Raw genomic sequence first — 25,810 nt, 5'->3', positions numbered from 1 at the left:
TCAATGGCACGGGAACGCGGAGCTGTGACGGGTATCGTGGGCGGCATTGTGCACCGCTTCGATGTGCGAGAAACCGGCGAAATACACAAGGCAAGCGCCCAGGATCGACGCGCAGACGGCGGCGGTCAGGCGTTGGGCCAGGGTAGAAGTGCTGCTGGTGGTGATGTGGCCGGTGCTGCTGATGATCGACATGGCGTATCCCTCTGGTCTGTCAGCGGGGAATAAGAGCGCATGCAAAAACCTGCACGACCAGGCGCGCAGCGTTTCGAACAGCGCCCGCCCACCGCGGGTTTGTTGGTTCAGTGATCGTACTGGTCACTTTGTGTTGCGGGCCGGTCTCCGGGCTCACGAGGGGGCAAAGGCTTGGGCCTGTTCCTGCAAGCATCACCTTCCCATGCCGTAGTGGCACAGTGGATCTGATGCTTCGCTCGCTTACCGTTGCGGGGGCAGCACCGGACTGACATGGCTTAAGAGTAAAGCACATGATTCACCGGTTTCCCGTTTCACCCTGTGAAGGGCACCCGTAACAAGGTGTGTAGGAGAGCATGGGCGGGGGTTGGGCGTCAATTGGCAAGGGTTCTCAACAGCAGACCGAGGTGCCTTCATCGCGAGCAGGCTCGCTCCCACAGGTGATTGCATTCCAATGTGGGAGCGAGCCTGCTCGCGATGGGGCCGCTGATGGCGCCACAAGACATTGACCCGCCCCAATACCATGCGTAGCCTTGCGCTTTCGAGGTTCTTCGGCGTTTGTCGAAGCTAAGAAGGGAACGCGGTCAATGCCGCGGCTGCCCCCGCAACTGTGAACGGTGATGTTCGCTGCCACGCCACTGCAGGCTCTATCCATGGGACCGGCGGGAAGGCGCAGCGAATGCCAGGCTCAAGGCCGGCACACCGTCAGCCAGGAGACCTGCCTCGAAACAGATTCTCACTTTCAACCGGGCGGGGTGATCCGGTGGCGAACTCTTCAGGCACACGCGTGCGCGTTGCCGGTCGTCGTCCCGTATGCCCGCCAGCTTAGCCAAAGGGCATCCGATGAAAACACTGGCCAAACTCCCCGTCACCATCGTCACAGGCTTTCTCGGCTCGGGTAAAACCACGCTGCTGCGGCACATGCTCGACAACGCCCAGGGTCGCCGCATCGCGGTGATCGTCAACGAATTCGGCGAGCTGGGCATCGACGGCGAAATCCTCAAGCAGTGCTCCATCGGCTGCACTGAAGAAGAAGCCAACGGTCGTGTCTACGAGCTGGCCAACGGCTGCCTGTGCTGCACCGTCCAGGAAGAGTTCTTCCCGGTGATGCGCGAACTGGTGGCCCGTCGCGGCGATCTCGATCACATCCTGATCGAAACTTCGGGCCTGGCCCTGCCAAAGCCGCTGGTGCAAGCCTTCCAGTGGCCGGAAATTCGCAGCGCCTGCACGGTGGATGCGGTGATCACCGTGGTCGACAGCCCGGCCGTCGCCGCCGGTACGTTCGCCGCATTCCCCGATCAGGTTGACGCTCAGCGCAAACTCGACCCGAACCTGGACCACGAGTCGCCACTGCACGAACTGTTCGCCGACCAATTGGCCAGCGCCGACCTGGTGATTCTCAACAAATCCGACCTGATCAACCCGGCCGACCTGGCCCGCGTGCGCCTGGAAGTCGCCGAAGAATTGCCGCCAGCGGTCAAAATCATCGAGGCCAGCAGCGGTCGCCTGCCGCTGGACGTGCTGATCGGCCTGGGTGCCGGCTCCGAAGAACACATCGACAGCCGTCACAGCCACCACGACCATCATCACGATGGCGACGACGATCATGATGACCACGATCACGACGCCTTCGATTCGATCTCCATCGAACTGCCCCAGGCCGACGAAAGCCTGCTGATGGACGCGCTGACCCAACTGGTGGTCCAGCACGGCATTTTGCGGGTCAAGGGTTTTGCGGCGATCCCGAACAAACCGATGCGCTTGCTGATCCAGGGCGTGGGCACGCGGTTCGACAAGCACTTCGACCGTCAGTGGGGCGCCGAAGAAGCGCGCATCACCCGCCTGGTGCTGATTGGCCAGGAACTGGACGCCACTGTTCTCGAAGCGCAACTGCGCGCCGCGCTCAGCGTGTAAGCCATGCACCTGCTCAGGACCCAGCCCGGCGGTTTCGTGTCGGATGACAACATCGCCGACCTTGGACAAACCCCCGCCGAACTGGTGGTCCTGTGCAGCGGCGACTCCAGCCTGGCGCTGCTCGCCGAAGCGGCGCAGCAGTTGCCCGACGATTATCCGAGCGTGCGCCTGGCCAACCCGATGCAGGTGCAGAACCATGCCTCGGTCGACTTGTACGTCGACGAAGTGCTGCGTCACGCCAGGGTGATCCTGATTTCGCTGCACGGCGGCATCGCCTATTGGCGTTACGGCATCGAGCGTCTGGTCGAGCTGTCGCAGCGCGGCGTGCAGGTAATCCTGGTACCGGGCGATGATCGCCCGGACCCGGAGCTCAGCGACTTGAGCACCGTCGGCGCCGAGGATCGCGACCGGCTCTGGCAGTTTCTGCGTCAGGGTGGCATGGGCAACGCCCTGGATTTCTTCCGCTGCCTGGCCAATCGCTGGCTGGCGCGCGATTACAGCTGGGGCGAGCCGCAAACCCTGCCACGCACGGCGATTTACCATCCGCACAAGCATTCTGCCGCATTGAGCGACTGGGAAGCCGACTGGCAAGTGGGGCAACCGGTGGCGGCGGTGCTGTTTTACCGCTCGCATTTACAGGCGGCGAACACCGCTTTCATTGATGTTTTTTGCCAGCGTTTGCAGGCGGCGGGGTTGAATCCGTTGCCGATTGCGCTGGCGAGCCTGAAAGAACCTGGCTGCCTTGGCGTGGTCGAGGACTGGCTCGACGAGGCCGGCGTCTCGGTGATTCTGAACACCACGGGTTTCGCCCAGTCCAGCCCCGAAGCGCCGCACCTGCGGCCGTTCCGTCGCAATATTCCGGTGATCCAGGCGATTTGTGCCCAGGACAATGAACCCGGTTGGCGCGCCAGTGAACAGGGGCTTGGCCCTCGCGACCTGGCGATGCACATTGCCTTGCCGGAACTGGACGGGCGGATCATCAGCCGCCCGATCAGTTTCAAGGATATGGCATGGCGCAGTGAGCGCAGTCAGTCGGATGTGGTGTGCTACCGGCCGCAACCGGAACGCATGGACTTCGTCGCTGAACTGGCGCGGCGTTGGGTCGATCTGGCGCGGTTGCCCAATGCTGAAAAACGCATCGCGTTGATTCTCGCCAATTACCCGACCCGCGACGGCCGCATCGGCAATGGCGTCGGCCTCGACACCCCGGCCGCCGCGCTGAATATCCTGCGGGCGCTGCATGCCGAAGGTTATCCGTTGCCGGCGGAGTTGCCGGACAGCGGCACCGCGCTGATCCAGCAGTTGCTGGGCGGCGTCAGCAACGATCTCGATACCCTCGACCTGCGTCCGTGCCAGCAAAGCCTGGCGATGGATGATTATCTGGCGATGTTCAACGCACTGCCTGAAGCCAATCGCGCGGCGGTGCTCGAACGCTGGGGCGCGCCAGAAAACGACCCGATGTGTCGTAGCGGACGGATGATGATCGCCGGCCTGCGCTTTGGCCTGACCTTCGTCGGCATTCAGCCGGCGCGGGGTTATCAGGTCGATCCGAGCGCGGTGTATCACGACCCGGACCTGGTACCGCCACACGGCTACCTGGCGTTTTACTTCTGGCTGCGCAACACCTACGGCGCCCAAGGCGTGATCCACGTCGGCAAGCACGGCAACCTCGAATGGCTGCCGGGCAAGGGTGTGGGGCTGTCGGAGAACTGCTGGCCGGATGCGCTGCTCGGGCCGTTGCCGAACATCTATCCGTTCATCGTCAACGACCCGGGCGAGGGCGCCCAGGCCAAGCGGCGCACCCAGGCAGTGATCATCGATCACCTGATGCCACCGCTGACCCGCGCCGAAACCTATGGCCCGCTGCGCAATCTCGAATTGTTGGCCGACGAGTATTATGAAGCGCAGTTGCTCGATCCGCGCCGGGCCCGTGAGTTGCAGCGTGACATCCTGCAACTGGTGCGCGACACGCACATCGACCGTGAACTGCAACTGGACGAACAACTCGACAGTGATACCGACGCGGCGATCTGGTTGCCGCGACTCGACACTTACCTGTGCGATTTGAAGGAGTCGCAGATCCGCGATGGTTTGCATGTATTCGGCGAATCGCCCACCGGTCGCTTGCGCATCGACACCTTGCTGGCACTGCTGCGCATTCCAAGGGGCGATGGCCGGGGCGCGCAATCGAGTCTGCTGCGGGCGCTGGCCAAGGCCTTCGAACTGGGGTTCGATCCGCTCGATTGCGCCTTGGCCGAGCCTTGGATCGGACCGCGCCCCGAGGCTCTTGTGGACATCAGCGAAGATACCTGGCGCACGGCGGGCGATACCCGCGAGCGCCTGGAACTGTTTGCCGCGCAGTTGATTTCGGACGCGTTGAATAACCCCTGTGGGAGCGGGCTTGCTCGCGAATCGGTTGAGCATTCAACATTGATTTCGATTGACCCAGCGCTTTCGCGAGCAAGCCCGCTCCCACAAGGGGCAGGCTGGAATGAAGTGCAAGCCATCATCGATGGTTTGCGCGAAGTAGTCGCCCCGCGACTGGACGCCTGCGGTCCGGCGGAAATGCGCGGATTGCTCGATGCCCTGAGCGGTCGTTTCGTCCCGGCCGGCCCCAGCGGTGCACCAAGTCGTKGGCGCCTGGACGTGCTGCCCACCGGGCGCAACTTTTATTCGGTGGACGTGCGCAACCTGCCGACCACCACGGCGTGGCGCATCGGTTTCCAGTCGGCCAACCTGATTCTGGAGCGGCACCTGCAGGACCACGGCGACCATTTGCGCCAGCTCGGTCTGTCGGTGTGGGGCACCGCGACCATGCGCACCGGCGGCGATGACATCGCCCAGGCCATGGCGTTGATGGGCGTGCGTCCGGTCTGGGCGACCGGCAGCCAGCGGGTCGATGATTTCGAGATTCTGCCGTTGAGTTTGCTCGACCGTCCGCGAGTCGACGTGACCTTGCGCGTTTCCGGTTTCTTTCGCGATGCCTTTGCCAATTTGATCCGCTTGTTCGACGCGGCAGTACAAGCGGTGGCCGACCTCGATGAGCCGGACGACCTCAACCCATTGGCGGCCAAGGTGCGCGCCGAGCGTGCAGCCTTGTTGCAGGCGGGGCTTGATGAAGACGCAGCGCGACGCCAGGCCGGCTGGCGGATTTTCGGTGCCAAACCCGGTGCCTACGGCGCGGGTGTGCAGGGCGCCATCGACGGTCGCCTGTGGCAGAGCCGCGAGGATTTGGCCGCCGTTTATTTGAACTGGGGCGGCTACGCTTATGGTGGTTCTGACGAAGGCACCGCGGCCCGTGAGCAGTTCACCCAGCGTTTGAGTCAGGTGCAAGCGGTGCTGCAAAACCAGGATAACCGCGAGCACGACTTGCTCGATTCCAACGATTACTACCAGTTCCAGGGCGGCATGCTCGCGGCGGTGGAAAGCCTGAAAGGTGAGGCGGCAGCCAGTTATCATGGCGACCACAGCCAGCCGGACCTGCCGAAGATTCGCACCTTGAAGGAAGAACTGAACCGGGTGATCCGCTCCCGGGCGGCCAACCCGAAGTGGCTCGAAGGCGTTAAACGTCACGGCTACAAAGGCGCGTTTGAAATGGCCGCGACAGTCGATAACCTGTTCGCCTTCGACGCCACCACGCAGTTGATCGACGATCACCAGTACGCGTTGTTGGCCGACGCCTATTTGCTCGACCCGGACACCCGGGATTTTGTCCGTGAACACAATCCCCATGCCTTGCGCGACATGACTGAACGCATGCTCGAGGCGCAACAACGCGGGATGTGGAAGGAACCCGGCGCCTACCGCGAGGCACTGGAGAATTTGTTGCTGGATATAGAAGAAGATGGCTGACATGTCCCCCCTTGTGGGAGCGAGCTTGCTCGCGATAGCGGCTTGTCAGGCGATATCTTTTTCGGCTGAACATATGTCATCGCGAGCAAGCTCGCTCCCACAGGGATGAAGGCAGCTGTGATATTTGTGAATTGAACACCGACCATGACCGAGACCTGACAATGACCGACACCCCGCATTTCCCGCTCTCCGCCGTGGTCGGCGCCGACGATTTGAAGCTGGCTCTGTACCTGACCGCCATCGACCCGAAAATCGGCGGTGTACTGATCGAAGGCCCGCGGGGCATGGCCAAGTCGACCCTGGCCCGTGGGCTGGCAGACCTGCTGGCCAGCGGTCAGTTCGTCACTTTGCCGCTGGGCGCCACCGAAGAACGCCTGGTCGGCACCCTCGATCTCGACGCGGCGCTGGGCGAAGGTCGTGCTCAGTTTTCCCCCGGCGTACTGGCCAAGGCTGACGGTGGCGTGCTCTACGTCGACGAGGTCAATCTGTTGCCCGATCACCTCGTTGACCTGCTGCTTGATGTGGCCGCCAGCGGCACCAATCTGGTCGAGCGCGACGGTATTTCCCATCGGCACTCGGCGAAGTTCGTGCTGATTGGCACCATGAACCCGGAAGAAGGTGAGCTGCGTCCGCAATTGCTCGACCGTTTCGGCTTGAATGTTGCCCTCGGTGGCCACACCGCGCCTGCCGAACGGGGCCAGATCATCCGCCGTCGCCTGGATTTCGACAGCGACCCGCAAGGTTTCTGCGCCGAATGGGAATCCGCGCAGGCGTCTTTGCGTGAACGTTGCCAGAACGCACGTAATGCGCTGGCAAGCATTCCCCTCGACGACCAGGCACTGGCACACATTACCGAACGTTGCTTTGCCGCCGGCGTCGATGGCTTGCGCGCCGACCTGGTCTGGCTGCGCGCCGCCCGGGCGCACGCTGCCTGGCGCGGGGCGAGCACCATCGCCGAGGACGATATCGATGCAGTCGCCGAGTTCGCCTTGCGTCATCGCCGTCGCGAGAATTCGCCGCCGGCACCTGCGCAATCCCATACTGCGCAACAAACCGCGCCGCAGAGCGACAACCCGAGCGAAGGACAGGGCCAGTGGGGCGAATTGCCTGCCCAGGCGCTGGCGGTCGGCGCACGACGTGAAGTTCCGAGCTGGCCAAAAAAGCCCTAGGCATTCGCCCTCGCTCCGACGCGGGGGCGAATGCCAGACCCCGTGCCGGGCGGCTGGACCACGGCAAGCAGGGCAAGCGTCACGCCGCCCGCAATGRCTCGATCAACTGGCCCGGTACATTGCTCAATGGCCGGCCGCGTCAGCGTGAGGATCTGTTGTTTCACCTGCGCACGCGTTCGCCCCATGAACTGTGGCTGGTGATCGTTGATGCCTCGGCATCGACCCGCCGTCATCAGGCATTGAGCGATGCCAAGGGCCTGCTGGCGCAATTGTTCGACGATGCCTATCGCCAGCGTGCACGTCTGGCCTTGCTCACGGCCAGCGGTTCTGTACCCAAGTGGCAGGTGCAGGGGTTGAAGGCTTCCACCGGGTTGCGCCGTTGGCTCGATGGCCTTGGCGCCGGTGGCGGCACGCCCCTGCTGGAGGCTTTGAGCGAAGCGGGGCAATGGCTTGCGGCACGGCAAAAGCATTTTCCGGCAGAGCAGCAGCGGTTGTTGTTGGTGACCGATGGTCGGCTGAAGGACTGGCCGTTGTTGCCGACGCTGGAGTGTCCGGGGGTGCTGATCGACATCGAGCGCGGGCCGATTCGGCTTGGGCGTAGCAAGGTGCTGGCGGCACAGTTGCAGGCCGAGTATCGGCACATTGACGAGCTGATTCCGGGCTGAGATCTGTTTTGCCTGTACTGGCCCCATCGCGGGCAAGCCCGCTCCCACAGGTCATGCGCAGATTTTGAAATGGCGCTAATCCTGTGGGAGCGGGCTTGCCCGCGATAGCGGTGTACCTGCCAACCTCAAATTTGAATTACTTGCCCATCGCCTGCCGGTACTGCCGGGTACGCTTGCCAATGTACAACCGGTCGACAATCAACGCCCATAGCGCCGAGACCTCAGGTCGGGTTTTGCGCCCACGGCTCAAGCGATGCAGCTGGAACTTCACCACCGCCATGCTCGCCAGCGCCGCCAGAGGCTTGCGCTTCCAGTGGATCGGCGGCAGTTGTGGGTGGCTGTTCTGGCCTTCGCGCCAGTGCTTGACCAAGTGCGGTTCCACGGCCAGCGCAGTGCCGATGCCGGCCATGGCGATGCCGCTGTCGAGAACCTGTTCGACGATTGCCAAACGGCGGATCCCGCCCGTCACCATCACCGGCATGCGCGCCACGCTGGCCAGTTCACCGGCCATTTCCAGAAAGTACGCCTCCCGTGCCAGGGTCCGGCCGTCGCGCGCTTCACCTTGCATGGCTGGTGCTTCGTAACTGCCACCGGAGAGTTCCAGCAGGTCGATCTGCTGTTCGTTGAGCCACAGGATCACCTGACGCGCATCATCGGCATCGAAACCGCCGCGCTGGAAATCCGCTGAATTGAGCTTCACCGACACACAAAATTGCGGCGACACCGCCTGGCGCACCGCCTCGACGACGGACAACAGCAGGCGCGCACGATTTTCCAGCGAGCCGCCCCAGTGATCGGTGCGTCGATTGGTCAATGGTGAAAGGAACTGGCTGATCAGGTAGCCATGGGCGGCGTGGATCTGCACCCCGGTAAAACCGGCTTTTTCCGCCAGTGCGGCGCTGGTGGCGAAGCGTCGGATCACCTCCTGGATGTCGTCCTCGCTCATGGGTTTGGGTTCGGCGAACATTTTCGAGAACTGGCCGAGATCCAGCGCAACCGCCGACGGCGCCAGCGCTTGCTGGCCAAGGTTGGCCATGGTCTGGCGGCCAGGATGGTTGAGCTGCATCCAGAAATGCGCACCGCCGGCCCGGCCGATACTGGCCCACTGGCGGAAGCGTTCCAGATGGCGCTCGTCTTCCAGCGCTACACCGCCGGGGCCGGTCATGGCGCGGCGGTCGATCATCACATTGCCGGTCAGCAACAAGCCGGCCTCGCCCCCGGCCCAGGCTTGATACAGGCGAAACAGCGCCTGGTCGGGCACCTGCTCGGTATCGGCGAGGTTCTCTTCCATGGCGGCTTTGGCAATGCGATTACCGATGGTCTGACCGTTGGGCAATTTCAATATCTGGAAGGGCGACATGCTTGACTCCTCGAAGTGATGAGTAGAGCCTAAGCTTAAAGTTAACTTTAATGTCAAGCAGGCAAAATGAGGTCCCGATGAAAATTGGTGAATTGGCACAGTTGAGCGGGTTGACCGCATCGCGCATCCGTTTTTACGAGTCTCAGGGATTGATCCGGCAGGTCGAGCGTTCTGCCAACGGATATCGGCGTTACTCGCAACAGGCGCTGCAAACCCTGCAACTCATCCAGTGTGCACAACAGGCCGGTTTCAGTCTGGATGAGCTCAAGCAATTGCTGCCGGATAATGTGACGGGCGCGTTCAAGCACGATGAGTTGATGGCCGGCCTCCATCGCAAGATCGAGCAGATCGAAGAGATGCAACGGCACCTGGCCCACAGCAAGGCGCAGTTGCTGGGATGGATCGACACCATTGAGGCCCGGCCCGAAGGCATGACCTGCGACGAAAATGCCGAAAGGGTGATGACTTCATTCAAGCACTGATTGCGAGGACATCGGTTCAGGGCACAAGGGTTGCCCGGCAGCGCTGACGATGCCGATGGAGCAGGGTTGTGCATTGGCGCAGCCCGTTTGAGAACCAGATACCCGCCCTTTGTAGCCAACGGTAGCGGTTACGGTGCCGAGCGATTCGTAACGTTTTTTACTGTTTGTACGCATCCCTCTGATTCAAAACAAATTTCAATCTCCCTCACATTCCCTCCACATCCTGTGGCACACTTTCTGCTATCTATTCCGTTGTTGCATACCGTGTTCCGGTATAGCGGAATAAACATTACCCTGGAGTGCTTGCCATGCATCGCCGACCTTCCTTGTTCAAAGCGTGTGTTTTTCTGTTCGCGGTTTCTGCCGCTGCCATGGGCGTGGCCCAGGCGGCGGACAGCAAGCTCGACAGCGTTCTGGCCCGCGGCAAACTGATTGTAGGCACCGGCAGCACCAATGCGCCGTGGCACTTCCAGGGTGCGGACGGCAAGTTGCAGGGTTTTGATATCGATATCGCCCGAATGGTCGCCAAAGGGTTGTTCAACGACCCGAGCAAGGTCGAGTTCGTGGTGCAGTCGTCCGACGCGCGTATCCCCAACCTGCTGACCGACAAGGTCGACATGAGTTGCCAGTTCATCACCGTGACCGCCAGCCGTGCCCAGCAAGTGGCGTTCACCCTGCCGTACTACCGCGAAGGCGTCGGCCTGCTGTTGCCGGCCAACAGCAAGTACAAGGAAATCGACGACATGAAAGCCGCCGGCGATGGCCTGACCGTGGCGGTGCTGCAAAACGTCTATGCCGAAGAGTTGGTGCATCAGGCGCTGCCCAAGGCCAAGGTCGATCAGTACGACAGCGTTGACTTGATGTATCAGGCCGTGAACTCCGGTCGTGCCGACGCGGCGGCCACCGACCAGTCTTCGGTCAAATACCTGATGGTGCAGAACGTCGGCCGCTATCGCAGCCCGGCTTACGCCTGGAGCCCGCAAACCTACGCCTGCGCGGTCAAGCGCGGCGATCAGGACTGGCTGAACTTCGTCAACACCACCCTGCATGAAGCCATGACCGGCGTTGAGTTCCCGACTTACGCGGCATCGTTCAAGCAATGGTTCGGCGTAGACCTGCCGACTCCCGCGATTGGTTTCCCTGTCGAATTCAAATGATCCCGTGAGAGCGGGGCGGTTATGAATCGCCCCGTTCAGGTACTGCTGACCATGAACTATCAGTTGAACTTTGCTGCCGTCTGGCGCGATTTCGACACCTTGCTGGCGGGGCTCGGTATGGGCCTGGAGCTGGCCCTGGTGTCGATCGCCATCGGCTGCGTGATCGGCCTGATGATGGCGTTTGCCTTGCTGTCGAAGCATCGCGCATTGCGGGTGCTGGCGTCGGTGTATGTCACGGTGATCCGCAACACGCCGATCCTGGTGTTGATTCTGTTGATCTACTTTGCGTTGCCAAGCCTGGGGATCCGGCTGGACAAGATTCCCTCGTTCATCATCACCCTGTCGCTGTATGCCGGGGCCTACCTGACCGAAGTGTTCCGCGGCGGTTTGCTGAGCATTCCCGGGGGCCTGCGTGAAGCAGGGTTGGCCATTGGCCTGGGCGAGTGGCAGGTCAAGGCCTATGTCACCGTGCCGGTGATGTTGCGCAATGTGTTGCCGGCCCTGTCGAACAACTTCATTTCGCTGTTCAAGGACACCTCGCTGGCGGCGGCCATCGCCGTACCGGAGCTGACCTATTACGCGCGCAAGATCAATGTCGAGAGCTACCGGGTGATTGAAACCTGGCTGGTGACCACGGCGCTCTATGTGGCGGCCTGTTACCTCATTGCCATGATGCTGCGTTACCTCGAACAGCGTCTGGCGATTCGCCGATAGGAGGCCCCCATGTACGAATCCCCCAGTTGGTTGCATGAGTTGTGGGTGGCGCGCGAACCCCTGTGGCAGGGCTTTCTGACCAGTGTGCAGGTGTCGGTACTGGCGATTCTGCTCGGCACGCTGGTTGGTGTCGTCGCCGGTCTGGTGCTGACCTACGGCAAGTTCTGGATGCGCGCACCGTTTCGTTTTTATGTCGATGTGATTCGCGGCACGCCGGTGTTCGTGCTGGTGCTGGCCTGCTTTTATATGGCGCCGGCACTGGGCTGGCAGATCAGCGCATTCCAGGCCGGTGCGCTGGGTTTGACGCTGTTCTGCGGCTCCCATGTCGCCGAGATCGTGCGCGGTGCGTTGCAGGCATTGCCGCGCGGGCAGATGGAAGCGAGCAAGGCCATCGGCCTGACGTTCTACCAGGCCCTCGGTTACGTACTGTTGCCCCAGGCGTTGCGGCAGATCCTGCCGACCTGGGTCAACTCGTCCACCGAGATCGTCAAGGCCTCGACACTGTTGTCGGTGATCGGTGTGGCGGAATTGCTGCTCAGTACCCAGCAGATCATCGCCCGGACCTTCATGACCCTGGAGTTTTACCTGTTTGCCGGATTTCTGTTTTTCGTCATCAACTACGGCATCGAATTACTCGGCCGGCACATTGAAAAGCGGGTGGCTTTGCCATGACTCAGACTCAAATCAATGCACAAAACGGCCAACCCCTGCTGGACATTCGCGGCCTGCACAAGCGTTACGACCAGCTCGAAGTGCTCAAGGGCGTCGACCTGACGATGCAGCGCGGCAACGTGGTGACACTGATCGGCTCCAGCGGTTCGGGCAAGACCACGCTGCTGCGCTGCGTGAACATGCTCGAAGAGTTCCAGGGCGGGCAGATCCTGCTCGACGGCGAATCGATCGGTTATGACGAGGTCAACGGCAAACGCATTCGCCATCCGGAAAAAGTCATCGCGCGCCATCGCGCCATGACTGGCATGGCGTTCCAGCAGTTCAACCTGTTCCCGCACCTGACGGCGTTGCAGAACGTCACCCTGGGCCTGCTCAAGGTCAAGAAGCTGCACAAGGACGAGGCCGTGGCCCTGGCCGAGAAATGGCTGGAGCGCGTTGGCCTGCTGGAACGTCGCGATCATTTCCCCGGTCAGTTGTCCGGCGGTCAGCAGCAGCGCGTGGCGATTGCCCGGGCGATTGCGATGAACCCGAGTCTGATGCTGTTCGACGAAGTCACCTCGGCGCTGGACCCGGAACTGGTGGGCGAAGTGCTGAGCGTGATCAAGGGCCTGGCCGAAGACGGCATGACCATGCTGCTGGTGACCCACGAAATGCGCTTTGCGTTCGAGGTTTCGGACAAGATCGTTTTCATGAATCAGGGGCGTATCGAAGAGCAGGGGCCGCCCAAGGACCTGTTCGAGCGCCCGCAATCGCCACGACTGGCGGAATTTCTCAAAAGCACCCGTTTTTGATCCTTCAATGTTCAATCAGGAGAAACACTCATGAGCATTACTCGTTACGGCACCGGCAGTACCGCCGCTGGCGGTCAGCCACGCCCTTTCGCCCGCGCCGTTGAAGCCGATGGCTGGCTGTATGTTTCCGGGCAAGTGCCGGCGGTGGACGGCGAGATTATTACTGGCGGCATTGTCGAGCAGACCCACCAGACCATGAAGAACCTGATCGCGATTCTCGAAGAGGCAGGTTTCGGCCTGGAAGATGTGGTGCGTGCTGGCGTGTGGCTGGAGGATCCGCGGGATTTCACGAGTTTCAACAAGGTCTTTTCCGAGTACTTCAAACCCGAGCACGCCCCGGCGCGGGCCTGTGTGCAGGCGAACATGATGGTCGACTGCAAGGTCGAGATCGATTGCATTGCGTACAAGAAAAAGGCTTGAACCGAGGTGACTTCATCGCGAGCAGGCTCGCTCCCACATTTGGAATGCGCTCCCCTGTGGGAGCGAGCCTGCTCGCGATGGCGGCCTAACAGTCAAAGCAACACTCTCGGTAAACTCCCCGGCGACTTTGAATGGGAACCACTGAAATGACCGAAGACACCATCAAGCGCCGGGCACGCGGTCTGGACCGGGCGTTCGATATCCTTGATTTCCTCAAGGAGATCGGCCAGCCGCTGCGCCCGAACGACATCGCCAACGGCATCGGCAGCCCCAAATCCACGGTCTACGAACTGGTGGCCTCGCTGCTGGAACGGCGCATCCTGGAGCCGGTGGGCAAGGACGGTCATGTCTACCTCGGTCGCCAGTTGTACTTTCTCGGGCAGGCGCACCTGCGGCATTTCGACCTGACCCGCGAGGCCGATCACGCCTTGCAGGAAATCGTCAGCCAGACCCATGAAACCGCGCAGATGTGTCTGCTCAACGGGCGCAAGTACACCGTTGCGCTGATGAAAGAGGGGGAACGGCATTTCCGCATTTCCTCGGACATCGGCGAAAACGCGCCCATCCCCTGGACCGCCTCCGGGCGCCTGTTGCTGGCGCACCTGAGCGACCAGGAAATCGTCGACCTGATCGACCACGACGACTTCATCCTGCCCGATGGCGAACGCCTGGAGCTTGCGCAGTTCCTCAAGGAAATCCGTCAGGCCGGCATCGATGGTTTCTTTTCCTTCGATAGCGTTGCCGATACCTTTACCCATTGCTTCGCCGCGCCGGTCAAAGACCCCAACGGCGTGGCCATCGCGACCCTGTGCATCGTCGCCCCACGGGCCGATGCCAAGAACAACTACAACGACTATCGCCGGGTGCTGATCGAAAGCGCCAACAGCCTGGCCCGTCGCATCAACGAATAACAGCGGCTGCCTGCGGCTGCGTGAACGAGGAGTTCGACCATGTCTTCTGCCCCCCATACTGCCAACGTGGATAAAGGCGCTGCCCCGATCGGTGCCAACCTGGTGCGTGACGTCAGCCTGCCCGCGCTGGTACTGCACCGCGAGGCGCTGGAACACAACATTCGCTGGATGCAGGCATTCGTCAGCGATAGCGGAGCGGAGCTGGCGCCCCATGGCAAAACCAGCATGACCCCGGCGTTGTTCCGTCGCCAACTGGACGCCGGTGCCTGGGGCATCACCCTGGCCAGCGCCACGCAAACCCGTGCGGCCTACGCCCACGGTGTACGCCGGGTGCTGATGGCCAACCAGTTGGTGGGCACGCCGAACATGGCGCTGATCGCCGACCTGCTGGCCGACCCGACGTTCGACTTCTATTGCATGGTCGACCACCCGGACAACGTCGCCGACCTCGGCGCCTATTTCGCCTCCCGTGGCGTGCGCCTCAACGTCATGATCGAGTACGGCGTGGTCGGTGGACGTTGCGGTTGCCGCAGCGAGCAGGAAGTGCTCGACCTGGCCAAGGCCATCGCCGCGCAACCGGCGCTGGCCCTGACCGGTATCGAAGGCTATGAAGGCGTGATCCATGGCGATCACGCCGTGACCGGCATTCGCGATTTCGCCGCATCACTGGTGCGCCTGGCGGTGCAGTTGCAGGACAGCGGCGCCTTCGCCATTGTCAAGCCGATCATCACTGCGTCGGGTTCGGCCTGGTATGACCTGATCGCCGAATCCTTCGAAGCACAGAACGCCGCCGGACGTTTCCTCAGCGTGCTGCGTCCGGGCAGCTATGTGGCTCACGACCATGGCATCTACAAGGAAGCGCAGTGCTGCGTACTCGACCGTCGCAGCGACCTGCACGAAGGCCTGCGTCCGGCGCTGGAAGTGTGGGCGCACGTGCAATCGCTGCCGGAGCCGGGCTTCGCGGTGATTGCCCTGGGCAAACGCGACGTGGCCTTTGACGCCGGTTTGCCGGTGCCATTATTGCGTTACAAGGCGGGCGTCGTGCCGGCCATAGGCGATGATGTGAGTGCCTGCAAAGTGACCGCGGTGATGGACCAGCATGCGTTCATGACCGTAGCGCCGGGGGTTGATCTGCGGGTGGGCGATATCATTTCCTTCGGCACTTCGCACCCGTGCCTGACGTTCGACAAGTGGCGTGTTGGCTGTCTGGTGGACGAGCAATTGAACGTCATCGAGACCATGGAAACCTGTTTCTAAGGTTCAGGACCGAGGTGCGGCCTTCGCGAGCAAGCCCGCTCCCACAGGGGAACGCATTCCAAATGTGGGAGCGGGCTTGCCCGCGAAGAGGCCCGCCCAGACAACAAAGAAACACCAGAGACCCCACAACATGAACACCATCAACACCCTCGGCCCCAACACTCCCCGCATTGCCCTGATCGGCGAATGCATGATCGAGTTGCAGCATCGCGCCGACGGCAGCCTGCAACAAAGCTTCGGCGGCGATACCTTGAACACGGCGGTGTACCTGTCCCGGGAGTTGGGAGAGGACGGCAGCGTGGACTACGTCACCGCCGTGGGCGATGACAGTTTCAGCGACGCGATGTGCCAGAGTTGGGCAGCGGAAAATATCGGCCTGGAGATGGTCCAGCGCCTGCCTGGACGCCTGCCGGGTTTGTATTGCATCCAGACTGACGCCGCCGGTGAGCGACGCTTTCTGTATTGGCGCAATGAAGCGGCGGTACGCGATTGCTTCACTACGCCGGCCGCCGCGCCGATCCTGGCGGCGCTGCCGGATTACGACGTGCTGTATTTCAGCGGCATCACCCTGGCGGTGCTCGGTGCTCAAGGCCGGGAAAAATTGCTGGACACTCTGATTGAAGCCCGCCAGCGCGATGCGCGAATTGTGTTCGACAACAACTACCGGCCACGGCTGTGGGCATCGGTCGAGGACGCACAAGCGGCGTATCGCAGCGTACTGCCGCATGTCGACATGGCATTGCTGACGGTGGATGACGAACAGGCGTTGTTTGGTTATGCCGATTGCGAAGCGGTGTTTGCCGCGTATGAGCAGATCGGTACGCCGGAAGTGGTGCTCAAGCGCGGCGCGCAAGCGTGCCTGATTCGTTGTGATGGCGAGTCATTCGAGGTACCGGCGCAGAAGGTCGAGCGGGTGGTGGACACCACGGCGGCGGGGGATTCGTTCAGTGCGGCGTATCTGGCCTCGCGCCTGAAGGGCGGTAGCCCGGGGGAGGCCGCCGAGGCCGGGCATCGGTTGGCGAGCCGGGTGATTCAGGTGCCGGGGGCGCTGATCCCCAAGTAACAGTTGAATGGCCGCTGGCTGCGCCATCGGATCGCGAGCAGGCTCGCTCCCACATTTGATTTGTGCACGGCGCAGGTCCCCTGTGGGAGCGGGCTTGCTCCGGGCGGCGATCCGACGAAGAGGCCCGAAAGCCAACAGCATCAATCCCGGTAAAACACCTGCACCAGGTGATACCCGAACTTGCTCTTGATCGGCCCATGCACCACCCGCAGCGGTTTCTTGAAGATCACCGCATCGATCACGCCGACCATCTGCCCCGGCCGCACTTCACCGAGGTCGCCGCCGCGCTTGCCCGATGGGCAGGTCGAATACTTCTTGGCCAGTACATCGAACGCTTCACCCTTGGCGATGCGTTGTTTGAGCTGCTCGGCTTCTTCCGAGGTTTTCACCAGAATATGGCGGGCTTGAGCTTTCATGGGGCGGTTACCTTGCAACGATGCTGGCTATGTGGGTGGTAGCGGGGGGCGCGCGATTATGCCTCAACTCAGTTCGGTTGACCGATCATCGTGCGAATTTTGTTGGCCAGCAGGTCGATGGAAAACGGCTTGGTTACCATGTCCATGCCTTCTTCCAGGAAACCCTGGCGCTCGGCGGCGATTTCCGCGTAACCGGTCATGAACAGCACTTTCAGTTCGGGACGATGCTGGCGGGCGATTTCTGCCAGTTGTCGGCCGTTCATGCCCGGCAATCCCACATCAGTCACCAGCAGGTCTACCCGCAAGTCTGACTCCAGCACCGGCAGGGCGCCCTTGGCATCTTCGGCTTCATGGGCGCGGTAACCCAGTTCCTTGAGCAGGTCCATTACCAGCATGCGCACTGCCGGATCGTCTTCCACCAGCATCACGGTTTCGCCGGCAATCGCCGCGGGTGCCTCGCCGAGGACGGGCGACAGGGCTTTTTCCGGCTCGGTCGAATGCAGGCGCGGCAGGTACAAGCGCACGCTGGTGCCCCGTCCGGGCAGGCTGAACAGATTGACGTGGCCCCCTGACTGCTGGGCGAAACCGTAAATCATCGACAAGCCCAAACCGGTGCCCTGGCCGATGGGTTTGGTGGTGAAGAACGGGTCGAATGCCTTGGCCAGCACCGAGGGCGTCATGCCGGTGCCGTTGTCGCTGACGGCAATCATCACGTAGTCGCCTGCCTTGACCGGTTCCAGGGTCGTGATGTCGCTGCCGTCTAGGTACACATTGGCGGTTTCGATCTGCAATTCGCCGCCATCGGGCATGGCATCCCGGGCGTTGATCACCAGGTTGAGCAAGGCGTTTTCCAGCTGGCTGACATCGGTGCTGACCCGCCAGATGTTCTCGGTCAGTTGCAGTTTGAGTTCGATGTGGTCGCCCTTGGTACGACGGAACAAGTCTTCGAGCGAATGGATCAACTCGTTGGGGTTCAACGGCTTGCGGTTGAGCGACTGACGCCGGGAGAACGCCAGCAAGCGATGGGTGAGGGCTGCGGCGCGGTTAGCCGAGGACACGGCCGCTTCGGTGAATCGGCCGATCTCGCTGGCACGGCCGTCGGCAATGTATCGTTGCATCAGGTCGAGGCTGCCGATGATGCCGGTGAGCATGTTGTTGAAGTCATGGGCAATGCCGCCGGTCAGCTGGCCGACCGCTTCCATTTTCTGCACATGGCGCAAGGCGTCTTCGGCGCGCTCACGTTCGAACATCTCGTTTTGCAGACGCTCGTTGGCCTCGGCCAGTTGGCGGGTGCGGGCGGCAACCCGTTCCTCAAGGGTTTCGTTCAGGTTGCGCAGGGCTTCTTCGGTCTTTTTGCGTTCGGTTTCGTCGATCACGAAGATGTAGAAACCGTTTACCGCGCCGTCTGCGCCATGGCGTGGCAGGTAATTCATCAAAGCCTGGCGGATGCTGCCGTCGCGGTGCGGCGTGCTGATGCTGAAACTGCAGGGCCGGCCGGACAGCGCCTCAGTGATGTACGGAGCGCGCAGCGCATAGGCTTCTTCGCCGAGCACTTCACGAATGGTTCGCCCGTATAGCTCTTGCGGCGTCAGCCCGTACCAGTCGAGGTACGCAGCGTTATTCAGGCGAAAGCGTTCTTCGCGGTCGACGTAGCTGATCAGGACCGGCATGGCGTTAATGATCAGTTGCAGTTCGGTCTGGCTTTGGCGCAGGGCCTGTTCGGTGTGTTTGCGTTCGGTCAGGTCCAGGGCTGCGCCGAGGAAACGCATCGGCCGGCCGTGGTGATCCTTGTAGCAGCGACCGCGGGCAAACACCCAGCGCAACTGGCCGTCGTCTTGCAACAGGCGATATTCCTCGGCGTATTCGCTGCCGTGGGTGATGCAATGCTTGATGCTGCGGGCAATCAGGGCGCGGTCTTGCGGGTGTACGCCGTGCAGGTACTCACTGATCGGCAACTGGTTGGCCATGGCCGGGTCGATGCCGTGCAGCTGGGCAAAATGCGCATCGGCGATGAAGCGGTCCTCGCTGATGTCCCAATCCCAGGTGCCAACCGCATCGGTGGCGGCGAGGGCCAGTTGCAGGCGCTCCTCGGTTTCACGCTGGGCCTTGAGGCTGGCCGCCGAGCGCTGTTCGAGTTCGAGGGCGATGCGCCGACGCTCGTTGGTTTCGATGGCGGTGACCAGGATCCCGGCCACCTCGGCACCTTCGTCGCGGATCGGACTGTAGGTCAGGTCGAGCCAGAAGTCGGACTCCCGGCCCTCACGTTGCAGGGTAAAGCGCTGTTCGCTGTAGGTGCGTACCTGGCCTTGCAGGACGGCGYTGTAAATCGGGTCGGTAAATTCTTTCAACTCTGGCCAGATCAGGTGTGCCGGTTGTCCGAAGGCGTGTGGATGTTTGCTTCCGGCAAGCAGGGCGAAGCCGTCGTTGTAGATCTGCGTCAGTTGCGGGCCCCATAGCAGCAACATCGGCATCGGTGAATGAATGACGATGTCCACGGCGGTTCGCAGGCTTTGTGGCCAGTCGCTGGCGGCGCCCAGCGGGCTGCTTGCCCAGTCGATTCGGGCGATCAAGGCCTGGGCATCGTTGGCGGTTGGTGTTGCGTTCATCTGGGAGTCCTGCGCCTGGGTCGCATTAGCTGGCCTCTATTCTTGCACAGGTGGCAGGCGCAGGTTGATTCGGGCGCTTGAGCGGTTCAGCGACGCAGGACCTGTGGGAGCGAGCTTGCTCGCGATGGCGTCGGGTCAATTTGCATTGATGTCAACTGACACTCCGCTATCGCGAGCAAGCTCGCTCCCACAGGTTTTTGTGGCGGTTCAAGACTGGAGTTCGGGCCTGTTTCGGTACTGCTCCAGCGCTTCGGGATTGGCCAGTGCATCGGTGTTTTTCACTTTCTGCCCGTGCACTACATTGCGTACCGCCAACTCAACGACCTTGCCACTGATGGTCCGGGGAATGTCGGTGACCGCGACAATTTTCGCCGGCACATGACGCGGCGTAGTGTTGGCGCGAATCGTCTCGCGGATCTGCTGTTGCAGCGCCTCGTCCAGTTCGAGCCCGTCGCGCAACCGTACGAACAGCACCACCCGCACGTCGTCCTGCCACTGCTGACCGATGGCCACGCTGTCGAGCACCTGTGGAACTTTTTCCACCTGACGATAGATCTCGGCGGTGCCGATACGTACGCCACCGGGGTTGAGAACGGCGTCCGAGCGACCGTGGATCATCATCCCACCATGGGGCAATTGTTCAGCGTAATCGCCTTGAGCCCAGACGCCGGGGAACTGGCTGAAATAGGCTTTGCGCAGCTTTTCGCCATCGGGATCGTTCCACAGGCCAACGGGCATCGCCGGGAAGTGCCGGGTGCAAACCAACTCGCCTTTTTCGCCAATTACCGGTTGGCCTTCGTCGTTCCACACTTCGACGGCCATGCCCAGGCTCTTGCCCATGATTTCGCCGCGCCTGACCTGCGACACAGGGTTGCCGTTGACGAAGCACGAGACGATGTCGGTGCCGCCGGACATCGAGGCCAGGCACACGTCGGCCTTGAAGTCGCGATAGACGAAGTCGTAACTTTGCGGTGACAGCGCCGAGCCGGTGCAAAGCAACGTCTTGAGGGTGCCCAGATCATGGCTTTCACGCGGCTTGATACCGCTGCTTTCCAGGGTCGCGAGGTATTTGGGGCTGGTGCCAAAGACACTGATGCTCTCGTCGTCGATCAGGTCGATCAAACGTTGCGGGTCGGGCTGGAACGGTGAGCCGTCGTACAGCACCACGGAGCTGCCTGTCGCCAACGCCGACACCAGCCAATTCCACATCATCCAGCCGCAGGTGGTGTAGTAGAACAGGCGTTCACCGGGGCCGAGATCGCCATGCAGACCGTGTTCCTTGACGTGTTGCAGCAACACGCCGCCGGTGCTGTGGATGATGCATTTGGGCACACCGGTGGTGCCGCTGGAGTAGAGGATGTACAGCGGATGGGCGAAGGGTACGGGGACGAAATCCGGTTCGCCGCCGGGCTCGTAGAAATCGTCCCACAGCGTCACGTTGGCCTGGGTGCGGAATTCCTCTATGTGCGCCTGTGGACGTGCGTAAGGCACGACGATCAACTGTTGCAGCGAAGGCAGATGCTGGAGGATCTCGTTGACTTTGGCGGTCTGGTCAATCTCTTTGCCGGCATAGCGGTAACCGGCGCAAGTCACCAGTACTTTCGGTTCGATCTGGCCGAAACGGTCAACCACCCCTTGGGTGCCGAAGTCCGGCGAAGAGCAGGACCAGATAGCGCCAAGGCTGGTGGTGGCGAGCATGGCCACCAGGGTTTGCCAGGTGTTGGGCATGCAGGCGGCGATCCGGTCGCCAACCTTGACACCGGCCGCTACCAGCCCGTTTTGAAAACCGGCGACATGTTCCGCGAGCTCGTCCCAGGTCAAATGTTCACGCTGACCGTTTTCGCCAACGGCTACCACAGCGATCGCATCATCGCGACGCTGTAGCAGGTGTTCGGCGAAGTTCAGCGTTGCGCCGGGGAACCACTGGGCGCTGGGCATCTCAGTGCCTTCAAGCAGCACTGCATCGGGTTGCTCGTGGAAGCGGATGTCGAAGAAATCGACGATGGCCTGCCAGAAGTCCGGGCGCTGATCGATGGACCATTGGTGCAGGGCAGGGTAGTCGTCGATCTTGAGGTGGTGTCGCTGATTGATGAAGCGCCGAAAGGCCTCCATGCGGGTTTTGCCGATGCGTTTTGGGTCGGGTTGCCAGAGGATGTCGGACATGGTTTGCCTCTTCTTATGTCTTTAGATCCATTCGCGGGCAAGCCCGCTCCCACAGGGGATCGCATTTCCATGTGGGAGCGAGCTTGCTCGCGATGAACGATCACGCGGTCTGGCAGATGATCACTGCGCCAACCACCCACCATCCACATTCCACGCCGCGCCACGCACCTGGCTGCCGGCTTCGCTGCACAGGAACAGCACCAGTTCACCCAGTTGCGGCGGAGTCACGAACTCCAGCGATGGCTGCTTTTCAGCGAGCAAATCATGTTGCGCCTGCTGCGGATCAACCCCGTTGGCGGCACGATCATCAATCTGCTTCTGCACCAGCGGCGTCAATACCCAGCCCGGGCAAATCGCGTTGCAGGTGACCTGGGTGGTCGCGGTTTCCAGCGCGACCACTTTGGTCAAGCCGATCACCCCGTGCTTGGCGGCGACATAGGCAGCCTTGCCCACCGAGCCGACCAGACCATGCACCGAGGCAATGTTGATCACCCGACCCCAGCCTTTGGCGCGCATGCCCGGCAGGCTCAAGCGAGTGCTGTGGAAGACCGACGACAGGTTGATGGCGATGATCGAATCCCAGCGTTCCACCGGGAACTCATCCACTGCTGCCACGTGTTGAATGCCAGCGTTGTTGACCAGAATGTCGACGCCGCCGAACTCSCGCTCGGCGTAGGCGATCATGTCGGCAATTTGTGCCGGATCGCTGACATCGGCCGGGTGATGGCCGACCTTGCCGCCAAACTGTTCCACCTCGGCAATAACTTTGGACGCATCGCCGAAGCCATTGAGGATCAGGTTGGCCCCGGCCTTGGCCAGGCTGAGGGCTATCCCCAGGCCGATGCCGCTGGTGGAGCCGGTGACCAGTGCGGTCTTGCCCGAAAGAGTCGTCATGAATACCTCACACAATGCCAGTGGCGTAGAAAGTGCCGATCACCACGAAAACCGCCAGGGTCTTGATCAGCGTAATACAGAAAATGTCTTTGTAAGCTTCGCGGTGGGTCAGGCCGGTGACCGCCAGCAGGGTAATCACCGCGCCGTTGTGCGGCAGGGTGTCCATGCCGCCACTGGCCATCGCGGCGACCCGGTGCAGCACTTCCAGCGGAATGTTCGCCGCATGGGCGGCACTGATGAACTGCTCGGACATCGCCGCCAGCGCGATGCTCATACCACCCGAAGCGGAACCGGTGATGCCGGCCAGCAGGGTCACGGTAATCGCTTCGTTGACCAGTGGATTGGGTATGCTCTTGAGCCAGTCGGCCAATACCAGAAAGCCGGGCAAGGACGCGATCACGGCACCGAAACCATATTCCGAGGCGGTGTTCATCGCTGCCAGCAACGCACCGCTGACCGCACTTTTACTGCCTTCGGCCAGCTTGCGGCTGATCGCCTTGTAGCCGAACGCCAGCACCATGAGGATGCCTACCAACAGCGCGGCCTGGACCGCCCAGATCGCCGTGAGCTTGGCGATGTCGGTGGTCACCGGCGCGGCCATGCCCGGCAGCGCGAGGCTGTGGGTCTTGCCATACACCTGCGGAATCCACTGGGTGAACAGCAGGTTCATGATGCCCACTGCCAGCAATGGCGACAGCGCAAGCCACGGGTTGGGCAGCTTGAGGTCGGCGGCGGTTTCCGGCTCGTTGCGCAGGTCCGAACCATAGCCTTCACCGGCACGCTGGGCCTTGTTGCGCTGGCGCTGGAGAAACAGYATGCCGGCGCAGAACACGAAAATCGTGCCGATCAAACCCAGCCACGGCGCCGCCCACGCGGTGGTGTTGAAGAATGTGCTGGGGATGATGTTCTGGATTTGTGGCGTGCCGGGCAGGGCGTCCATGGTGAACGAGAACGCGCCGAGGGCGATGGTCGCCGGGATCAGCCGCTTGGGGATGTTGCTCTGGCGGAACATTTCAGCGGCAAACGGATAAACCGCGAACACCACCACAAACAACGAAACGCCGCCGTAGGTCAGCAGGGCGCAAACCAGCACGATCACCAGCATCGCCTGGCGGGTGCCGAGCAGGCGAATCGCCGCCGCGACGATGGAGCGCGAGAACCCGGACAGTTCGATCAGCTTGCCGAACACCGCGCCGAGCAGGAACACCGGGAAATACAGCTTGAKGAARCCGACCATTTTTTCCATGAACACCCCGGTGAAGGCAGGGGCGACGGCAGACGGGTCAGTCAGCAGGACAGCGCCGAGGGCGGCAATCGGGGCAAAGAGGATAACGCTGTAGCCACGGTAGGCAGCCAGCATCAGCAGCGCGAGCGCTGCCAAGGCAATGATCACACTCATGGTGTGTCTCCTGGGTTGTTATTTTTGTTGGGTGAAACTGGGTAGGAGAGGCGTATAGCGAGTTTTGTGCCAGATGCTTAACTAGTTGAAATATAAGGATATATTTCTGTTTTTATTTGAGTGTCAGATGTTTTTGTCTCTATTGTGAGACTTGTGTTGATAATGCTGGCCTCATCGCGAGCAGGCTCGCTCCCACATTTGTTATGCGAACGCAGTCCAGTGTGGGAGCGAGCTTGCTCGCGATGGTCTTTCTAACAATGGAGATACATGTCTCTTTATGGAGACTCTGCAATCCCCAACGCCGCCATCTTCTTATACAACGTCGACCGCCCCAGCCCCAATCGCGCCGCTGCCTCAATCACCTTGCCCCCGCATTGCGCGAGGGTCGTTTCGATCAGATGCCGGTCAAATCGCTCCCGCGCCGCACTGAACGTTTCGTGGGCAATCGGCTCGATGGCCAAGGGCACCGCGCGCTCCACCGGCGTGAACGTACCAATCGCCGCACGGATATCCGCTGTAGTCAGCCGCAAGTCATCACTGAGCAGCGCGGCCCGCTCCAGCACATTGCGCAGTTCCCGGATGTTCCCCGGCCAGGCGTGTTGCCCCAACAGTTCCAGGGCTTCGTGGTGCAGTTCATGCTGGCTGCGCAGTTCCTCAAGAATCGCTTCACTGAGCGCCGGCACGTCATCGAGGCGGTCGCGCAGGGGCGGAACCTGTATCGGCAACACGTTGAGGCGGTAGTACAAATCGGCGCGGAATTCGCCGCGTTTGATCGCTGCTTCCAGATCCGTAGAGGTCGCGGCGATTACCCGCACATCGCTCTGGATCACTTCGTTGGAGCCCACCGGCTCGAATTCCTTTTCCTGCAACACCCGCAGCAGTTTGCTTTGCAGGGGCAGCGGCATGTCGCCGATTTCGTCGAGGAACAACGTGCCGCCCTGGGCGATCTGCAGTTTGCCGGCGCGGCCCTTGCGGTCGGCTCCGGTAAACGCGCCGGGGGCGGTGCCGAAGAATTCGGCCTCCAGCAGCGATTCGGGAATCGCCGCACTGTTGATGCTGACAAACGCCTTGTGCGCGCGGGGCGAGGCATTGTGGATCGCCTGGGCCAGCAACTCTTTGCCGGTGCCGGTTTCGCCGAGCAGCAGCACCGGCGATTCGGTACTCGCACTGCGCCGGGCGCGGCGTTTGACTTCCAGGCTGGCGGCGCTGGTGCCGATGAAGTGGGCGAAGTTGTATTTGGTCTGCCGCGCCCGCAGCAGCGAGCGGGTGGAGGCCAGTTCTTCCTGCATGCTCATGTAGCGCTTGAGCATCGGCGACAGGCTGCGCAGTTCGTCGAACAGGGCGAAACCGATGGCGCCGATCACCACGCCGGCATCGTCGTGAATTGGCAGGCGCATGACCACCAGCGGCTCTTTGGGCGTGTCTTGCATATCCAGCAGAATCGGCCGGCCGGTGCGCACCACTTCACGCAACAGGCTGCCGGGGATCACGCTTTCGCAGGGCTTGCCGATCGCGCCCTCTGCCGATTGCAGGCCGAAGCGCCGGGCGTAGCGTTCGTTCATCCAGACGATGTTGGCGTCACGGTCGACAATCACCGTGCCTTCACTCGATTGCTCGATGATTTCGAACAACGAGCGGATCGCCAGCAGGCGAACGCGCTGGTAGTCCTTGAGGCTTTCGGTGGTGTTCATGGGGGCTGATCCTGATTGTGTATTG

At 61.7% G+C, this 25,810-nt stretch carries 21 protein-coding genes and 2 riboswitches; of the genes, 13 read left to right on the top strand and 8 right to left on the bottom strand.

Annotation, left to right across the window (positions count from 1 at the left end):
* Complete coding sequence (locus AB4Z35_RS22335; RefSeq protein ID WP_108228174.1) at positions 1-192, bottom strand: CbtB domain-containing protein; 192 nt, start codon at positions 190-192, stop codon at positions 1-3.
* A 121-nt stretch (positions 193-313) separates the two neighbouring features.
* Positions 314-540, bottom strand: a riboswitch (cobalamin riboswitch).
* Between the two features lie 176 nt (positions 541-716).
* Positions 717-929: riboswitch (cobalamin riboswitch) on the top strand.
* Between the two features lie 103 nt (positions 930-1,032).
* Here AB4Z35_RS22335 and cobW point away from each other — a divergent pair.
* From cobW to AB4Z35_RS22315, 4 genes are all read left to right on the top strand, one after another.
* On the top strand, positions 1,033-2,103 hold the full coding sequence (cobW, locus tag AB4Z35_RS22330; RefSeq protein WP_007998821.1) for a cobalamin biosynthesis protein CobW: 1,071 nt from the start codon (positions 1,033-1,035) through the stop codon (positions 2,101-2,103).
* Positions 2,104-2,106: 3 nt separating this feature from the next.
* Positions 2,107-5,955: a cobaltochelatase subunit CobN gene (gene cobN, locus AB4Z35_RS22325; protein ID WP_442099460.1), complete on the top strand. Its 3,849-nt coding sequence runs from the start codon at positions 2,107-2,109 to the stop codon at positions 5,953-5,955.
* A 161-nt stretch (positions 5,956-6,116) separates the two neighbouring features.
* Entirely contained in the window at positions 6,117-7,124 is a 1,008-nt protein-coding gene (locus tag AB4Z35_RS22320; RefSeq protein WP_442099459.1) for an ATP-binding protein, read from the top strand.
* Positions 7,125-7,243: 119 nt separating this feature from the next.
* Positions 7,244-7,789, top strand: a complete 546-nt coding sequence (locus tag AB4Z35_RS22315; protein WP_442099458.1) for a vWA domain-containing protein — start codon at positions 7,244-7,246, stop codon at positions 7,787-7,789.
* A gap of 136 nt (positions 7,790-7,925) precedes the next feature.
* On the opposite strand, the gene AB4Z35_RS22310 is transcribed toward AB4Z35_RS22315, so the two are convergent.
* Positions 7,926-9,149 carry an NADH:flavin oxidoreductase/NADH oxidase family protein gene (locus tag AB4Z35_RS22310; RefSeq protein WP_442099456.1) on the bottom strand — a complete coding sequence of 408 codons (1,224 nt, stop codon included), beginning with the start codon at positions 9,147-9,149 and terminating at the stop codon, positions 7,926-7,928.
* A gap of 77 nt (positions 9,150-9,226) precedes the next feature.
* Here AB4Z35_RS22310 and AB4Z35_RS22305 point away from each other — a divergent pair, with 77 nt between their 5' ends.
* From AB4Z35_RS22305 to AB4Z35_RS22265, 9 genes are all read left to right on the top strand, one after another.
* Entirely contained in the window at positions 9,227-9,631 is a 405-nt protein-coding gene (locus tag AB4Z35_RS22305) for a MerR family transcriptional regulator (protein WP_008000112.1), read from the top strand.
* A gap of 308 nt (positions 9,632-9,939) precedes the next feature.
* A complete protein-coding gene (locus tag AB4Z35_RS22300; protein WP_442099455.1) occupies positions 9,940-10,788 on the top strand; it encodes a transporter substrate-binding domain-containing protein in 849 nt (282 codons plus the stop codon).
* 51 nt (positions 10,789-10,839) lie between these two features.
* Positions 10,840-11,502 (top strand): amino acid ABC transporter permease, encoded by a 663-nt coding sequence (locus tag AB4Z35_RS22295; RefSeq protein ID WP_108228182.1) that lies wholly within the window; start codon positions 10,840-10,842, stop codon positions 11,500-11,502.
* 9 nt (positions 11,503-11,511) lie between these two features.
* Positions 11,512-12,174 carry an amino acid ABC transporter permease gene (locus AB4Z35_RS22290; protein WP_008000117.1) on the top strand — a complete coding sequence of 221 codons (663 nt, stop codon included), beginning with the start codon at positions 11,512-11,514 and terminating at the stop codon, positions 12,172-12,174.
* Positions 12,171-12,965 (top strand): amino acid ABC transporter ATP-binding protein, encoded by a 795-nt coding sequence (locus AB4Z35_RS22285; RefSeq protein ID WP_442099453.1) that lies wholly within the window; start codon positions 12,171-12,173, stop codon positions 12,963-12,965. Before AB4Z35_RS22290 ends, AB4Z35_RS22285 begins: the two co-directional genes overlap by 4 nt.
* A 30-nt stretch (positions 12,966-12,995) precedes the next feature.
* Positions 12,996-13,385: a RidA family protein gene (locus AB4Z35_RS22280; RefSeq protein WP_008000121.1), complete on the top strand. Its 390-nt coding sequence runs from the start codon at positions 12,996-12,998 to the stop codon at positions 13,383-13,385.
* 146 nt (positions 13,386-13,531) lie between these two features.
* Positions 13,532-14,296 (top strand): IclR family transcriptional regulator, encoded by a 765-nt coding sequence (locus tag AB4Z35_RS22275; protein ID WP_108228185.1) that lies wholly within the window; start codon positions 13,532-13,534, stop codon positions 14,294-14,296.
* Between the two features lie 39 nt (positions 14,297-14,335).
* The gene (locus tag AB4Z35_RS22270; protein WP_442099451.1) at positions 14,336-15,553 is read left to right on the top strand and encodes an amino acid deaminase; all 1,218 of its coding nucleotides are present in this window, start codon (positions 14,336-14,338) and stop codon (positions 15,551-15,553) included.
* 130 nt (positions 15,554-15,683) lie between these two features.
* Entirely contained in the window at positions 15,684-16,616 is a 933-nt protein-coding gene (locus AB4Z35_RS22265) for a sugar kinase (RefSeq protein ID WP_442099450.1), read from the top strand.
* Positions 16,617-16,756: 140 nt separating this feature from the next.
* On the opposite strand, the gene AB4Z35_RS22260 is transcribed toward AB4Z35_RS22265, so the two are convergent.
* From AB4Z35_RS22260 to AB4Z35_RS22235, 6 genes are all read right to left on the bottom strand, one after another.
* The gene (locus tag AB4Z35_RS22260) at positions 16,757-17,032 is read right to left on the bottom strand and encodes a peptidylprolyl isomerase (protein WP_007898282.1); all 276 of its coding nucleotides are present in this window, start codon (positions 17,030-17,032) and stop codon (positions 16,757-16,759) included.
* Between the two features lie 68 nt (positions 17,033-17,100).
* A complete protein-coding gene (locus tag AB4Z35_RS22255; protein WP_442099449.1) occupies positions 17,101-19,638 on the bottom strand; it encodes a PAS domain S-box protein in 2,538 nt (845 codons plus the stop codon).
* 207 nt (positions 19,639-19,845) lie between these two features.
* On the bottom strand, positions 19,846-21,801 hold the full coding sequence (locus tag AB4Z35_RS22250) for an acetoacetate--CoA ligase (protein WP_442099447.1): 1,956 nt from the start codon (positions 21,799-21,801) through the stop codon (positions 19,846-19,848).
* 120 nt (positions 21,802-21,921) lie between these two features.
* Positions 21,922-22,695 carry a 3-hydroxybutyrate dehydrogenase gene (gene hbdH, locus AB4Z35_RS22245; RefSeq protein WP_442099446.1) on the bottom strand — a complete coding sequence of 258 codons (774 nt, stop codon included), beginning with the start codon at positions 22,693-22,695 and terminating at the stop codon, positions 21,922-21,924.
* 7 nt (positions 22,696-22,702) lie between these two features.
* Positions 22,703-24,094 carry a GntP family permease gene (locus AB4Z35_RS22240; protein WP_442099445.1) on the bottom strand — a complete coding sequence of 464 codons (1,392 nt, stop codon included), beginning with the start codon at positions 24,092-24,094 and terminating at the stop codon, positions 22,703-22,705.
* 275 nt (positions 24,095-24,369) lie between these two features.
* Positions 24,370-25,785, bottom strand: coding sequence for a sigma-54 interaction domain-containing protein (locus AB4Z35_RS22235; RefSeq protein WP_442099444.1), 1,416 nt, complete (start codon positions 25,783-25,785; stop codon positions 24,370-24,372).
* Between the last annotated feature and the right edge of the window lie 25 nt (positions 25,786-25,810).

The sequence above is a fragment of the Pseudomonas sp. KB_15 genome (genome assembly GCF_052114525.1).
GTDB lineage: Bacteria > Pseudomonadota > Gammaproteobacteria > Pseudomonadales > Pseudomonadaceae > Aquipseudomonas.
This window is presented reverse-complemented; position numbering and strand designations above follow the sequence as displayed.

What these genes read in the sequence shown, in the direction of transcription:
- AB4Z35_RS22335 (WP_108228174.1), bottom strand. Translation starts at nt 192, where the DNA reads ATGTCGATCATCAGCAGCACCGGCCACATCACCACCAGCAGCACTTCT.
- cobW (WP_007998821.1), top strand. Translation starts at nt 1,033, where the DNA reads ATGAAAACACTGGCCAAACTCCCCGTCACCATCGTCACAGGCTTTCTC.
- AB4Z35_RS22320 (WP_442099459.1), top strand. Translation starts at nt 6,117, where the DNA reads ATGACCGACACCCCGCATTTCCCGCTCTCCGCCGTGGTCGGCGCCGAC.
- AB4Z35_RS22310 (WP_442099456.1), bottom strand. Translation starts at nt 9,149, where the DNA reads ATGTCGCCCTTCCAGATATTGAAATTGCCCAACGGTCAGACCATCGGT.
- AB4Z35_RS22305 (WP_008000112.1), top strand. Translation starts at nt 9,227, where the DNA reads ATGAAAATTGGTGAATTGGCACAGTTGAGCGGGTTGACCGCATCGCGC.
- AB4Z35_RS22300 (WP_442099455.1), top strand. Translation starts at nt 9,940, where the DNA reads ATGCATCGCCGACCTTCCTTGTTCAAAGCGTGTGTTTTTCTGTTCGCG.
- AB4Z35_RS22295 (WP_108228182.1), top strand. Translation starts at nt 10,840, where the DNA reads ATGAACTATCAGTTGAACTTTGCTGCCGTCTGGCGCGATTTCGACACC.
- AB4Z35_RS22290 (WP_008000117.1), top strand. Translation starts at nt 11,512, where the DNA reads ATGTACGAATCCCCCAGTTGGTTGCATGAGTTGTGGGTGGCGCGCGAA.
- AB4Z35_RS22285 (WP_442099453.1), top strand. Translation starts at nt 12,171, where the DNA reads ATGACTCAGACTCAAATCAATGCACAAAACGGCCAACCCCTGCTGGAC.
- AB4Z35_RS22280 (WP_008000121.1), top strand. Translation starts at nt 12,996, where the DNA reads ATGAGCATTACTCGTTACGGCACCGGCAGTACCGCCGCTGGCGGTCAG.
- AB4Z35_RS22275 (WP_108228185.1), top strand. Translation starts at nt 13,532, where the DNA reads ATGACCGAAGACACCATCAAGCGCCGGGCACGCGGTCTGGACCGGGCG.
- AB4Z35_RS22270 (WP_442099451.1), top strand. Translation starts at nt 14,336, where the DNA reads ATGTCTTCTGCCCCCCATACTGCCAACGTGGATAAAGGCGCTGCCCCG.
- AB4Z35_RS22265 (WP_442099450.1), top strand. Translation starts at nt 15,684, where the DNA reads ATGAACACCATCAACACCCTCGGCCCCAACACTCCCCGCATTGCCCTG.
- AB4Z35_RS22260 (WP_007898282.1), bottom strand. Translation starts at nt 17,032, where the DNA reads ATGAAAGCTCAAGCCCGCCATATTCTGGTGAAAACCTCGGAAGAAGCC.
- AB4Z35_RS22250 (WP_442099447.1), bottom strand. Translation starts at nt 21,801, where the DNA reads ATGTCCGACATCCTCTGGCAACCCGACCCAAAACGCATCGGCAAAACC.
- AB4Z35_RS22235 (WP_442099444.1), bottom strand. Translation starts at nt 25,785, where the DNA reads ATGAACACCACCGAAAGCCTCAAGGACTACCAGCGCGTTCGCCTGCTG.